12 protein-coding genes are annotated in these 12,606 nt (G+C 62.9%); 3 read left to right on the plus strand and 9 right to left on the minus strand.

The window, feature by feature from the left end:
* Positions 1 to 11: 11 nt before the first annotated feature.
* The 5 genes from AC1RLZ_RS24485 to AC1RLZ_RS24505 form a co-directional block, all read right to left on the minus strand.
* Positions 12 to 2,069 carry an ATP-binding protein gene (locus tag AC1RLZ_RS24485; RefSeq protein WP_493190727.1) on the minus strand — a complete coding sequence of 686 codons (2,058 nt, stop codon included), beginning with the start codon at positions 2,067 to 2,069 and terminating at the stop codon, positions 12 to 14.
* Positions 2,066 to 3,547, minus strand: coding sequence for an ATPase domain-containing protein (locus tag AC1RLZ_RS24490; RefSeq protein ID WP_493190728.1), 1,482 nt, complete (start codon positions 3,545 to 3,547; stop codon positions 2,066 to 2,068). The genes AC1RLZ_RS24485 and AC1RLZ_RS24490 overlap by 4 nt, the downstream gene beginning before the upstream one ends.
* A gap of 103 nt (positions 3,548 to 3,650) precedes the next feature.
* On the minus strand, positions 3,651 to 4,424 hold the full coding sequence (locus AC1RLZ_RS24495) for a thioesterase family protein (RefSeq protein WP_493190729.1): 774 nt from the start codon (positions 4,422 to 4,424) through the stop codon (positions 3,651 to 3,653).
* Between the two features lie 120 nt (positions 4,425 to 4,544).
* Entirely contained in the window at positions 4,545 to 5,513 is a 969-nt protein-coding gene (locus AC1RLZ_RS24500) for an NAD(P)H-dependent flavin oxidoreductase (RefSeq protein ID WP_371425952.1), read from the minus strand.
* A 209-nt stretch (positions 5,514 to 5,722) separates the two neighbouring features.
* On the minus strand, positions 5,723 to 6,379 hold the full coding sequence (locus tag AC1RLZ_RS24505) for a glutathione S-transferase (protein WP_493190794.1): 657 nt from the start codon (positions 6,377 to 6,379) through the stop codon (positions 5,723 to 5,725).
* A 146-nt stretch (positions 6,380 to 6,525) separates the two neighbouring features.
* On the opposite strand from AC1RLZ_RS24505, the gene AC1RLZ_RS24510 reads away from it, so the two are divergent.
* Positions 6,526 to 7,089, plus strand: coding sequence for a TetR/AcrR family transcriptional regulator (locus AC1RLZ_RS24510; RefSeq protein ID WP_493190730.1), 564 nt, complete (start codon positions 6,526 to 6,528; stop codon positions 7,087 to 7,089).
* 2 nt (positions 7,090 to 7,091) lie between these two features.
* Here AC1RLZ_RS24510 and AC1RLZ_RS24515 read toward each other — a convergent pair whose 3' ends face one another.
* The 4 genes from AC1RLZ_RS24515 to AC1RLZ_RS24530 all read right to left on the minus strand — a co-directional run bounded on the left by AC1RLZ_RS24515 (position 7,092) and on the right by AC1RLZ_RS24530 (position 9,349).
* Positions 7,092 to 7,679, minus strand: a complete 588-nt coding sequence (locus tag AC1RLZ_RS24515) for a hypothetical protein (RefSeq protein WP_493190731.1) — start codon at positions 7,677 to 7,679, stop codon at positions 7,092 to 7,094.
* A 46-nt stretch (positions 7,680 to 7,725) separates the two neighbouring features.
* On the minus strand, positions 7,726 to 8,307 hold the full coding sequence (locus AC1RLZ_RS24520; protein WP_371425946.1) for a YqaA family protein: 582 nt from the start codon (positions 8,305 to 8,307) through the stop codon (positions 7,726 to 7,728).
* 67 nt (positions 8,308 to 8,374) lie between these two features.
* On the minus strand, positions 8,375 to 8,773 hold the full coding sequence (hisE, locus tag AC1RLZ_RS24525; RefSeq protein ID WP_371425944.1) for a phosphoribosyl-ATP diphosphatase: 399 nt from the start codon (positions 8,771 to 8,773) through the stop codon (positions 8,375 to 8,377).
* Positions 8,774 to 8,920: 147 nt separating this feature from the next.
* The gene (locus AC1RLZ_RS24530; RefSeq protein ID WP_371425942.1) at positions 8,921 to 9,349 is read right to left on the minus strand and encodes a hypothetical protein; all 429 of its coding nucleotides are present in this window, start codon (positions 9,347 to 9,349) and stop codon (positions 8,921 to 8,923) included.
* 234 nt (positions 9,350 to 9,583) lie between these two features.
* On the opposite strand from AC1RLZ_RS24530, the gene AC1RLZ_RS24535 reads away from it, so the two are divergent.
* Entirely contained in the window at positions 9,584 to 10,645 is a 1,062-nt protein-coding gene (locus tag AC1RLZ_RS24535) for an ABC transporter substrate-binding protein (RefSeq protein ID WP_493190732.1), read from the plus strand.
* A 118-nt stretch (positions 10,646 to 10,763) separates the two neighbouring features.
* Complete coding sequence (locus AC1RLZ_RS24540) at positions 10,764 to 12,560, plus strand: glucan ABC transporter ATP-binding protein/ permease (RefSeq protein ID WP_493190733.1); 1,797 nt, start codon at positions 10,764 to 10,766, stop codon at positions 12,558 to 12,560.
* Positions 12,561 to 12,606 lie beyond the last annotated feature (46 nt).

Raw genomic sequence — 12,606 nt, forward strand, 5'->3', positions numbered from 1 at the left:
GCCGGGATGGCTCAGCCCAGCAGCTGATCGAGCCGATCCCGGAGCTGATCCTGATGATACGGCTTGGCAAGCCGCGGCAGGTCGAGCTGAGCGCCTTCGGGCAAATCCGCATAGCCGGTGGCGAGCAGGATCGGCAGCGACGGCCGCATTTCGCGGGAATAAGCCGCAAGCTCGATGCCCGTCATGCCGGGCATCACATGATCCGTCATCATCAGATCGAGCGGCTCATCGCTTTTCAGAATCTCCAGCGCATGCAGCCCCGAATTCGCGGGAATCACGCGATGGCCGAGGTCCTCCAGCATCTCCGTCGTCGACATCGCGATGAGAGGATCGTCATCGACGAACAGGATCACGGCAGAGCGCGCGGCATGGCGCGTGACATTGGCCGTATCGGCCGCCTCCGGCGCCTTGTCGGTGACCGGCAGCACGAGGGTCGCCGTCGTTCCCTTGCCGACGACGCTCGAGAGATCGAGCGTGCCGCCGAGCTGCACGGCCAGTCCATGCACCATGGACAAACCAAGACCGGTGCCCTTGCCGACCGGCTTGGTCGAGAAGAATGGCTCGATCGCCTTCTTCAACGTCTCCGGCGACATGCCGGCGCCATCGTCGATAATCGACACCTTGAGATAATCGCCGGGCTTCAGCACCGGGTCGCCCTTGCCGACCAGGTGCTTCTTCACCCTGATATCGATGGAGCCGCCATCCTGCATGGCATCGCGCGCATTGATCGCGAGATTCAGAATCGCCAGTTCGAGCTGGTTGGGATCGATCCGCGCCCGCGGCAGATCGCCGGGAATATCCAGCCGCAGCGCCACGCGCGGCCCGAGGGAACGTTCCAGTAGATCGATCATGCCGCGAACCAGCGCGCCCAAATCGGCAGCCACGGCTTTCAGATCCTGCTGCCGTGCAAAGGCCAATAGCCGCTGCGTCAGCGACGCGCCGCGCTCGGCTCCCTGCATCGCGCCATCGACGAGACGTTTCAGTCGCGGGTCGTCCGGCATGCGCTTGCGCAGCAGATCCAGGTTGCCCATCACGGCCATCAGCAGATTGTTGAAGTCATGCGCTACGCCGCCCGTGAGCTGGCCGATGGTCTCCATCTTCTGCGCCTGGCGCAGCTGGTCCTGCGCCTTCTCGCGCGCCGCGACTTCCTTCATCAGCTCATTGGTGCGTTCCTCGACGCGCTGTTCGAGCGTCGCCGTGAGCTCGGCAAGCGCGGACCGCTCCGCCGTCAACTGCGCCAGCAAATTGTCGCGATCGATATCGGCTGACTTTCGCGCTGTGATATCGACGGAGACGCCGACCAGCGTTTTCGGCTTGCCGTCAGCCCCACGGACCATGCGCGCACGCGTCTCGACCCAATGCACCGAGCCGTCCGGCCAGATATTGCGGTATTCGACATTGTAATCCGCGCCGACCATCAGCGTCGCATCGAGCGCCTGCTGGCGTTGTTCGCGATCATCGGGATGAACCGCGGCCTGCAACTCGCTGAACGTGAACGACTGATCCGGCCGGCGGCCGAAGCATGCCTTGGTCGTATCCGAGACCTCAAGCCGAAGTTCGGGCAGATGCAGTTCGAGCGTCCCGAGCCGTCCCGCATCGAGCGCCGTCTGCAGCAATCCCTGACTGTCGCCGAGGTCTTCGAGAATGGCGCGCGTCTGATATTGACGCCGGCGCGCGCGGACGGCTGAGCCGACGACCGAAATCAATGTGGTCGGGTGAAACGGACGCTCGATGAACGTCACATTGCCCAGCAACTGTCCGAGCCGCGCGGCATCCGGATTGCGCTCCGGTCCGCCGCCCTGACGCGTCAGCAGCACGATGGGAAAATCAGACCATGACGGCTGGTCGTGCAGCCAGTGGCCAAGACCGCGCAGATCGACGGTCTTGATCGCCTCGTCGGCGATGACGGCGACACCGGCGCCGCCCTTGATCTCCTCGAGGAGCGCCGGAAAATCCGCGCAGGACTGCGCGTAAAAACCGGCCTCGCGGATCAATGCCGCAGCCACTGCAGAATCGCGCCCTGTCGGAGCAAGGATGACGGCGCGCTCGGAGGAACGCCCCGGTTTCACGCCGAGGTTCCCTCAAGCAGAGAGCTTTGACCGTTGTAAATGGGTACGCCGCGCAACACGCCCTGGAATTCGCTGAGCGGCGCGCCGATCGTGAGGCCTCGCCCGTCGATCCGGTACTCGCGAATGGTCGACTCATGCGCACCGGTTCGCTTCTTGATCACGGACATCGCACGGCGAACGCTGCCGCTTGCTTCGAAGTAACGGAGCAGGATCACGGTATCGGCGAGATAGGTGACGTCCACCGGCGCCTTCATGTCGCCGACGAGGCCGTGCTGCGCCACCGTCATGAACGTCGCGGCACCCGTGCGGTTGAGATATTGCAGCAGCTCATGCATGTGCAGGATCAGCGAATTTTCTTCCGGCATCGAGGCCTGATAGCCGTTGAGACTGTCGATCACGACGGTCTTGATCTCGTGCTCGTCGATCTGACGACGGACGCGATGCGCGAATTCACCCGGCGACAATTCAGCAGCATCGACCTGTTCGACGAACAGATGACCGCTCGCCTGCATGGCGGCAAGATCGATTCCGATCCCCTTCATGCGATCGAACAGCAGTCCTAGCTCCTCGTCGAAGATAAACATGGCCGCCTTCTCGCCGCGTTTGACGGCCGCGACCACATTGACGATCGCCACGAGTGACTTGCCTGTGCCGGCTGGCCCGAGAATGAGCGTACTCGAACCGGTCTCGATACCGCCGCCCAGCAGCTGGTCGAGTTGCGCAATGCCGCTCGACTTGGTCATGCGATCCATGCTGTTCCGGAATTCGGATGCGACCAGCCGCGGAAAGATATTGAGGCCGCCTGTGGTGATGGTGGCGTCGTGATATCCGCCGCGAAACTTGACGCCGCGATACTTGATCACGCGCGCACGCCGGCGCTCGGCGCCATAGGAGGGCGCCAGCTCTTCCAGCCGCAACACGCCGTGGGCGACGCTATGAACCGTCTTGTCGGCAACTTCGGCCGTGAGGTCGTCGAGCATCATCACCGTGGTGCCGAATCGCGCGAAGTAATGTTTGATGGCCAGGATCTGACGGCGATAGCGCAGCGAGCTTTGTGCCAGCAGCCGGATTTCGGACAGACTGTCCAGGACGACCCTGCTCGGCTGCGTGCGCTCCACCGCCTCGAATATCTGCTTGGTGGTTTCGCCGAGTTCGAGATCCGACGAATAGAGCAGGCTCTGCTGCTGATCCTCGTCGAGCAGGCTTTCCGGCGGCAGGAGTTCGAAGACTTCAATGCCCTTGTCGAGGGTCCAGCCATGGGACGCTGCGCCGGCGCGCAACTCGCGATCGGTCTCGGAGAGCGTGATGTAGAGACATCTTTCGCCGACCCGCATGCCCTCCAGCAGGAACTGCAAGGCTACGGTGGTCTTTCCCGTACCGGGCGCGCCTTCGACCAGAAAAATGTGACCTCGGGAGAATCCGCCGGAGAGGATGTTATCCAATCCCCAGATGCCGGTCCTGGCTTTATCGTCTTGCACGTGCGTCGAACCCATACCGCCCCCTGACGCGCGATAACCGGGGCAATATCAATCGGTTCCCAGCCAACCCGAAAATAATTCGCCGGGGCCGGAGCGTGGGCGGTCAGCGCTTCTCGATCACCAGACTCTGCACCGCCCGGCCGAAATAGCCATGGATATCGGCGAGCTTGGAGGCCGCGAGGCCGGCGCCATCCGGCCCGATCCAGCTTTCACCATCGAGCAGGATCCAGTCGCCCACCGGCGGGCGTGACAGGCTCACCGTGAGATCGGCATTCAGGAAGGTCCAGTCGTCGAAACTCAGCACCGGCGAGGAGCCGTTGCTGAAATCTGCCGCGATCACCGCGCGCATCACCTGCGAAAGGCCGGCGCCTTCGACGATCGGCCGGTTGGCCCGGTACCAGATCGCGCCTGGCCCCAGGGACAGGAAGCCACCACGGACAGCGCGAATGCTCATGCCGGTGACGAAGGGACTGCTCGCGTAACGCGGCTCCAGCAATCCGCCCTGATCCGGCGGCGGCACCGTGACCGGCGAATCGGCGATCTCCGGCGGCAGCGGCTGCACCTCCGCCCTGATCTTCAGCACCGTCGCACGCACCACGAGGGTGCCGTTCGCCATCAGTCTGACGCCGACGAGCTGAATCTTGCGGCCCTCGCGCAGCACTTCAGTCTCGAAAGTGAGCGGCGCGACCGGCACCGGCCGCAGCAGATCGATGGTGACGCGTGTCACATGCATCGGGCTCGCCGTCGGCATCTGCTCGGCCAGCCATGTCACCAGCGCCGACGGCGCGGAGCCATGCTGCATGGTCTCATTCCACGGCCCCGCGGCATGCGGACTGGTGACGACATGATTGCCGTCCACGCGATAGATGGCGTCCATTGTTTGGAAGTCCGTGCTTGATGATATTTGCAGGGTGGGCAAAGGCGCTCTTGCGCCGTGCCCACCTTCGATCGGCGTGGTGGGCACGCTTCGCTTTGCCCACCCTACGCAGCAAAGACCTTACAGCGGCGGATCGATCGCTTCGTCGTATTCTTTCTTGAAGCGCGCCACGAGCTCTGCGACGGGCACGACCCTGTCGACGCTGCCGATGCCCTGGCCGCTGCCCCAGATTTCCTTCCAGGCCTTCGGCTTGGCGCGCTCGCCACTGGCGTCGGTACCGAAATTCATCTTGGTCGGATCTGACTCCGGCAGGTTGTCCGGATCCATGCCGGCGGCGATGATGGACGGCTTCAGATAGTTGCCGTGCACGCCGGTGAACAGGTTCGAATAGACGATGTCTTCCGCAGCCGACGACGCAACCATGTTCTTGTAGCCCGGCACCGCATTGGCCTCGGTGGTGGCGATGAAGGCCGAGCCGATATAGGCGAAGTCGGCGCCGAGGATACGCGCGGCGCGAATGGCGCGACCATTGGCGATGGCGCCCGACAGCGCGATCGGGCCGTCGAACCACTTGCGGGTCTCGGCCACGAAAGCCAGCGGCGAGATTTCGCCGGCATGACCGCCGGCGCCGGCAGCGACGAGGATCAGGCCGTCAGCGCCCTTCTCGATCGCCTTGTGCGCAAAACGCTGGTTGATAACGTCATGAAACACGATGCCGCCCCAGGCATGGGCCGCCTGATTGAGTTCTTCACGCGCGCCAAGCGAGGTGATCATCATCGGCACCTTATGCTTCTCGCAAAGCGCCAAGTCCTGCTCGAGCCGGTTGTTGGACTTGTGCACGATCTGGTTGACCGCGAATGGCGCGGAGAGCCGATCCGGATGCGCCTTGTCATGCGCGGCGAGTTCTTCCTTGATCCGGTGCAGCCACTCATCGAGCAGCGCCGCCGGACGCGCATTCAGCGCGGGAAACGAGCCGACGATACCGGCCTTGCACTGCGCGATGACGAGATCCGGCACCGAAATGATGAACAGCGGTGAACCGATCACGGGCAGCGACAGGCGGTTCTTGAACAATGCCGGCATCGACATGGAAAATTCCTCGACTTCTTTTCTTGATTGGTACGCAATCGCGCGCGCCCGCCCCCGGTCGATCCGGGTGCGGGCGGACGATGCCAGAAGCGGGGGGCGGATGGCAATTGCGCTGCGGGAGAAAAAGTCCAGGCGCCGAGCGCTATCCCATCAACCTGGACGATTGAGGCCGCCCGGATCATCGAAGCATTCATTCATTGGCAATGACTTCAGACGGACGCGCCGGTCGGATCTGACATCGTCACACGGTTCTTGACGCTTGGGCGCTCGTTCATCCGTGCGTACCATGCTTGAAGCGCCGCGCACTCCGCAGGCACTTCGAGCTTCACGAGTCCGGCGAAGATCAAACCGCCAATCACCGTGATATCGGCCATCGAGAAAAACGCGCCGGCAATAAACGGCTGCTTTTTCAGCACCCCGTCGAAATACGCCATGCCCCTGAGCGCCTTGTCGCGCTGGCGAAAACCCCATTCGGCATTCTGATAGATCTCGACATGGGGTCCGAGCCCCGGCGTTGCGTGATGGAAATAGACGCTAATGGCGTCGAGCAGCTCCAGCTCGGCACGCTTGCTCATCATGTGGATCATGCCCTTCTCGCGCGGCGTCCTCCCGGTGAGCACGGGGGCGCCGTCAAGCGCGTCGAGATATTCGGTAATGGCCGTGCATTCGGCAATGAAAGTGCCGTCGTCGAGTTCGAGCACCGGCAGCGTGCCTGAATAGTTCTTGGCGAGGAATTCGGGCGTCTTGTGCTCGCCCTTCCAGAGATCGACCGACACGAACTGGACGCGCGACTGAAGGTTCTTCTCCGCCAGAGCGATCCGGACCCGTCCGGGATAGGGGCCGGTGTGCCAATCGTGAATCGTCATCATGGGGATCGCGTCGCCATTGGAGATCTGAGTATTCATCGTTCACCCTACCTGTCAGTTGGTAGGTTTATTTACGGCTTTGATTTACAGGCGTCAACGCCTATCTACCACTTGGTAGATCCAGACACGGGGTTGTGAGGCCGGATATGAGTTCGAATTCCAGGGAAGCCATCCTGACGGCAGCGAAGCGGACCGCGCAGGCGCACGGCTACGGCGGCCTGAACTTCCGCGATCTTGCGGCGGAGGTCGGCATCAAGGCTGCGAGCATCTACCATCATTTCCCGAGCAAGGCCGATCTCGGTGCCGCCGTCGCCAGGCGCTACTGGGAGGATTCAGCCGCCTCTCTGGAGGCGCTACTCGCCGAGTCCGCGGATCCCCTGCTCTGCCTGCGACATTATCCCGAGACCTTCCGCAAGGCCCTCGAAAACAACAATCGCATGTGCCTCTGCAGCTTCATGGCTGCCGAATACGATGACCTGCCGGAGCCGGTGAAAAAAGAGGTCCGGACCTTCACCGATATCAACGTGGCATGGCTGGGCAGGGTTCTCACCGCAGCGACAGCGGCAACCCCTGAGGAGAGCGAGCGGCGCGCCCGCGCCATCTTCGCCGCCATTGTCGGCGCCCAGCTGATGGCCCGAGGTCGCGCGGATATCTCGCTCTTTGACACGCTGATAGAGAGCTATCGCACAGCGGGCCTGTTGCCGGCATAGACCTATTGGCAGAGCGCCTGGGTGACGTAATTCTCCGTCTTGCAATCACCCGGCTCCGGCGCGCGGCCGGGGATCATGGCCTTGGGCGAACAGCTCTGCGCTGCGTCGGTATCGAGGCTCTTGCCTTCCTTGAAACCCTTGCTCTGGCAGAGTTTGTCGGAGGCCGCCTTGCAGTCCGGCGCGCCATTGGCCGCGACCGGGCAGGCCATCCGGCCCTTCACCACCGTGTTCAGCTTGGTCAGGCTGTCAGTCCCCAGCGAGGGCATGGCGGGCAGCGACGGCAGCAGCGAGGTGGAATTCTTGAACAGCTTGCCGATCTCGTTGAACAGGCCGGGATTCTCGGGCGCCGGCGGCGGTGACGGCGGCGGCGCCTGTTCAGCCATCGGCGCGGGCGCGAAAGCCGCAGCAGGCGGGGATGCCGCCGAGGGAGCCGGCACCACCTGAATCGTGATCGACTTCTGCGGTGCCGGCTGCTGCTGCATGGCCTGCGACCAGGCACACACGGTGGCAGCGCCGACGGCCAGCGCTGCGGTTGCAGCGACGACGCAGTTGCGGGTTACCGGAGCCAACAGACGGGTCAAATCAGACATGATGCGAAACGTATCCCGACACCTGCGCCGGGGGAAGCATCCTGATCTAGAACAGCCGGAATGCAATGATGAAGCCGAGCACCAGCACGCCGACACCCAGCCCCACCCACAGGCCCAGACGCTTCTCGATGGTCTCGCGAATCCACACGCCGTACCGATTGAGCAGGACGGCAACGACATAGAAGCGCACGCCGCGGGCAACCACCGACAGCGCGACAAACATCCAGATATTATAGTTGGCGAAACCTGACGTGATGGTGACAAGCTTGTAGGGGATTGGCGTCAGCCCCTTCAGCAGGATGATCCATGCGCCATATTCGGCATAGCCGGCGCGGAATGCCTCGACCTTGTCGCCGTAGCCATAGAAATGAATGACCCATTGGCCGACCGAGTCATACAGCACGGCGCCGATGAGATATCCCACCACGCCGCCGGCCACCGAGGTCAACGTGCAGAGGCCCGCATAGAGCCAGGCCTTCTGTGGCCGGGCCAGCGCCATCGGAATCAGCATCACATCCGGCGGCACCGGAAAGAACGAACTCTCCGCGAAGGACACGATGCCCAAAATCCAGAGGGCATAGGGCTTGTGGGCGGCGTCGATACACCAGTCATACATTCGTCTGAGCATGGTCCGCGATGAACCACCCTGAGGCCGATTTGTCTATGGCCGGGCTGACACGCGCGGGACGAAAAGCTCAGCTCAACTTGCGGAGGCGACGACCTTCCAACGCGACAATTGGTCGCCGCGCAGCGTTTTGCTCGATAGATTTGGGCCGTTTCGGGGGCTTCGGAAGCTTTTCGGCGATACCGAGCATATCTTCGCGCCGGCTCATCTCAGCCCAGACCTGCTCCGGGCGCACACCCGCAGCCGCCCATAATACGGTCAGATTATAGAGAAGATCGGCGCTTTCGCGAATGACGGCGTCGGGCTTGCGGTTGATCGCATCGATCACGACCTCGATGGCCTCCTCGGCCAGCTTCTTCGCCATCTTTTCCGGTCCCTGCTGATAAAGCCGGGCCGTTCGCGAGACCGACGGATCGAGATCCTTGGCCGCGATCACCGCCTGATAAAGCCGGTCGAGCGAATCACTCATTCAACTACACTATCTCAAAGCCGTGGCCAGCGCGTTAACGCCTGGCCCTCAAGTGTCTGCAACAACAATCGCCGGCCGCGGACGCGACCGGCGATTGATAGTGACGTGACAGTTCGATGACGGATCGATCTGTGACCGATCGCGCAATTACCAGGTCATACGACGGGAATTGTCATAACCATAGCCACCGCCATAGCCGCGATACGGGCCTCCGCCGTAATAGACCGGGCCGCCGCCATAATAGGCTGGGCCACCGCCGTAATAACCATAGCCCGGACCGTTATCGTAGTAATAGTCGCGGCGGCTTTGCGTGGCGGCAATGGCACCAATGGTGCCGACGATGGCGCCAAAGGCCGCGAGGCCGGCAGCATTACCGCCACCGCGATAATGGCGACGGCGCGCGCTGCTGAAATCAGTGGCGTCGCTGGTGCCGTGCGTGGCCGCGACCTGACTCGTGCTCTTTGCAGTCGCTGCGAATGCTCCGGTCGGCGCAATTGCCGAGATCGTCATGGCCGCAACTGTCGCCACGATGGCGGCGCGGCCAGTCGACTTGAACAATCCATTTCGTACGAACATCTCAATGTCCTCCGTGGTCGTCTGGCCCTGCGGGCCTCAGTTAGCCAACCACTTCGGGCACTATGAGTTCCCCAACCCCAACGGCAGCTGAACGATCGGTGTTCAAATCAGGGCAGTCATCTCCCGTTCAGCGTTTTACAGGTAGAAACGACGCGCAAGATGTCGCACCGTGGCGCCATCAATCAGACATGCCCGGCGGGGTAACTGCCGATCCGTCAGTCGTTAAGTATCTTGATGCCCAGAAACGCGACCAACATTTCCCGGCGGCATGTCCTCCTCTCGCTGAGTGCGCTGGGCTCCGTGGCTTTTTGCGCATCTTCGGGACGGGCCGCCGCAGACGACGACAAGACGCCCGCCAGCATCCAGTTCGCGCTCGATCGTGCAATCGACGCGATTGCTGCGCCCTTCGTGCTGGCCGACGCCCGCGGACTTTACCGGGCCGAGAACCTGAATGTGACCACCACCGTCGCCGCAGGATCGAAGGAGGCCATCGCGCGGGTCGCATCCGGTGCCAGCGACATGGCGTTGGCCGATCTCAATGCGTTGATCCGCTATCGCGGCGAGTCAGATGCCGCGACGGTGAAAGCCGTCTTCGTCCTGCTCAATGTCGCCCCCTATGCCATCGTCGCCCGCAAGAGCCGCGGTGTGATCTCGCTCGGCAGCCTTGAAGGGAAAGTGCTTGGGGTCGCTGACCGCGATCTTGCGATCCGGCTGTGGCCGGCGCTGGCCAAGCGCAACAATATCAAGCTTGCCGCCGTGAAGCAGGAAAAGATCAGCGCCGCGGTGCGCGAGCCGATGCTGTCGGCCGGCCAGGTCGATGCGGTCACCGGCTTCTCCTATCTCTCGGCGGTCAACCTGCGCGACCGCGGCGTCCCCGCCGACGATCTCGCAGTATTTCGCTTTGCCGAATTCGGCTCCGCCGCCTATGGCCTCGCGCTGATCGTCAATCCGAAATTCGCCGCCGCCAGGCCCGAGGCCGTGAAAGCATTCATTCGCGCCGTCACCGCCGGGACGCAGTTGGCGATCAGGGACCCGGCCATGGCGATCACCGACGTCATGACCCAGATGGAGAGTGGTTCGCGCGAGCTCGAACTGACGCGGCTGCGCACCGCCATTACCGACAATATCCTGACCGACGATGTCCGCCGCGACGGGCTGGGTGGCATCGACGCCGCACGCTTTGAAGCGTCGCTCATCGAGATCGCCGAGGATTTTACCTTCAAGAAGCGCCCTTCCGCCGCCGACATCTTCGACGACAGCTTCCTGCCGGGCTCGGTCGGCCGCAAGATCAACTGAAGAGATCAACTGAAGAAGTTCAACTGAACAACTTTTCCCGAAGCTGTATTCGGCTGCCGTCCCCGCCTAGACTATGCGCAATCGGTTGTCCCGTTCGCGCTGCGCTGAGTGACCTCCCATGATCCGTCTTTACACCCGTGTGCTGGAGCTGCTCGGCAAGGAGAAGCGCCTCGGCTGGATTCTTGCGGGCGCCAATCTGCTGCTGGCCGGCGCCCAGTTCGCCGAGCCGGTGCTGTTCGGCCGGATCATCGACGTGCTCTCCGGCAATCTCTCGACGGCCGCGATGCAGGCGGACGGCGCATCGCCCTGGCCGCTGCTGGCGGCCTGGGTCGCGTTTGGCCTGTTCACCATCGTCTGCGGCGCGGTGGTGGCACTTCATGCGGATCGCCTCGCGCATCGCCAGCGCCAGGCGGTGCTGACCGATTATTTCGAACACATCATGCAATTGCCGCTGACCTTCCACACCGGCACGCATTCAGGACGCCTGATGAAAGTGATGCTGGCCGGCACCGATGCGCTGTGGCGCGTCTGGCTCGGCTTCTTCCGCGAACATTTCGCCTCCATCGTCTCGCTGTTCGTGCTGCTGCCACTGTCGATCTATCTGAACTGGCGGCTGGCGATCCTGCTCGTGATCCTGTGCGTCGTGTTCACGGTGCTGACCACCATGGTCGTGCGCAAGACGTCGGGCATGCAGAGCGACGTCGAGGAACATTACGGCGACCTCTCCGCCCGCGCCTCCGATGCGCTGGGCAATGTCGCGCTGGTGCAGAGTTTCACGCGCATCGATGCCGAGGTGCAGGGCCTGCGCGGCGTCTCCAGCCAGCTGCTCGAAAAGCAGATGCCGGTGCTGTCATGGTGGGCACTGGTCTCGGTGATGACGCGCGCCTCCACCACCATCACCGTGCTGGCGATCTTCACCGTCGGCATCGCGCTGCATCAGCAGGGTCTCACCACCGTGGGCGAGATCGTGATGTTCGTCTCTTTCGCGACGATGCTGATCCAGAAGCTCGAACAGGTGGTCTCCTTCATCAACACCATCTTCATGGAGGCACCGCGGCTGCGTGACTTCATGAACGTGCTCGATGCGGTGCCTGCGGTACGTGATCGCATCGATGCCGTGGACCCCGGCCGGCTGCAGGGCATGGTCGAGTTCAACGACGTGTCGTTCTCCTATGACGGCAAGCGGCCGGCCATCGCGGATCTGTCCTTCACCGCCCTGCCCGGCCAGACCATTGCCCTGGTCGGCTCCACCGGCGCCGGCAAGTCCACTGCCATCGCGCTGCTGCACCGGGCCTTCGATCCGCAATCCGGCATCATCTCCATCGACGGCATGGATATCCGCGCCCTCACCCTGTCAGGCCTGCGCCGGAACATCGGCGTCGTGTTCCAGGAGGCGCTGCTGTTCAACCGTTCCATCGCCGACAACCTGCGCGTCGGCAAGCCGGACGCGACGGACGAAGAGTTGCGGATTGCCGCCGCCCGCGCCCAGGCGCTCGATTTCATCGAGCGCAGCGACAACGGTTTCAACACCAATGCCGGCGAGCGTGGCCGCATGCTGTCCGGCGGCGAGCGGCAACGGCTGTCGATTGCCCGCGCACTGCTGAAGGACCCGCCGATCCTGATCCTCGACGAAGCCACCAGCGCGCTCGACGCCGTGACCGAGGCCAAGCTGAACGTCGCTCTCGATGAAGTGATGAAGGGCCGCACCACCTTCGTGATCGCGCACCGGCTGTCCACCATCCGCAATGCGACGCGCATTCTGGTATTCGAGAACGGCCGCGTGATCGAAGCGGGAACTTTCGGTGAACTCGTGATGCAGGGCGGCTATTTCGCCAGTCTGGCCGCCGCCCAGTTCATGGTCCAGGAGGACGCACGCGCCAGCATGGGCCTGCCCGATGCCGCCGAACCCCTTTGATGTCTTTGGAGAACCGGTCGAAATTTGGCCCCTTTCATCACCGATT

The sequence above is a fragment of the Tardiphaga sp. GW822-FHT04G09 genome (assembly GCF_058800725.1).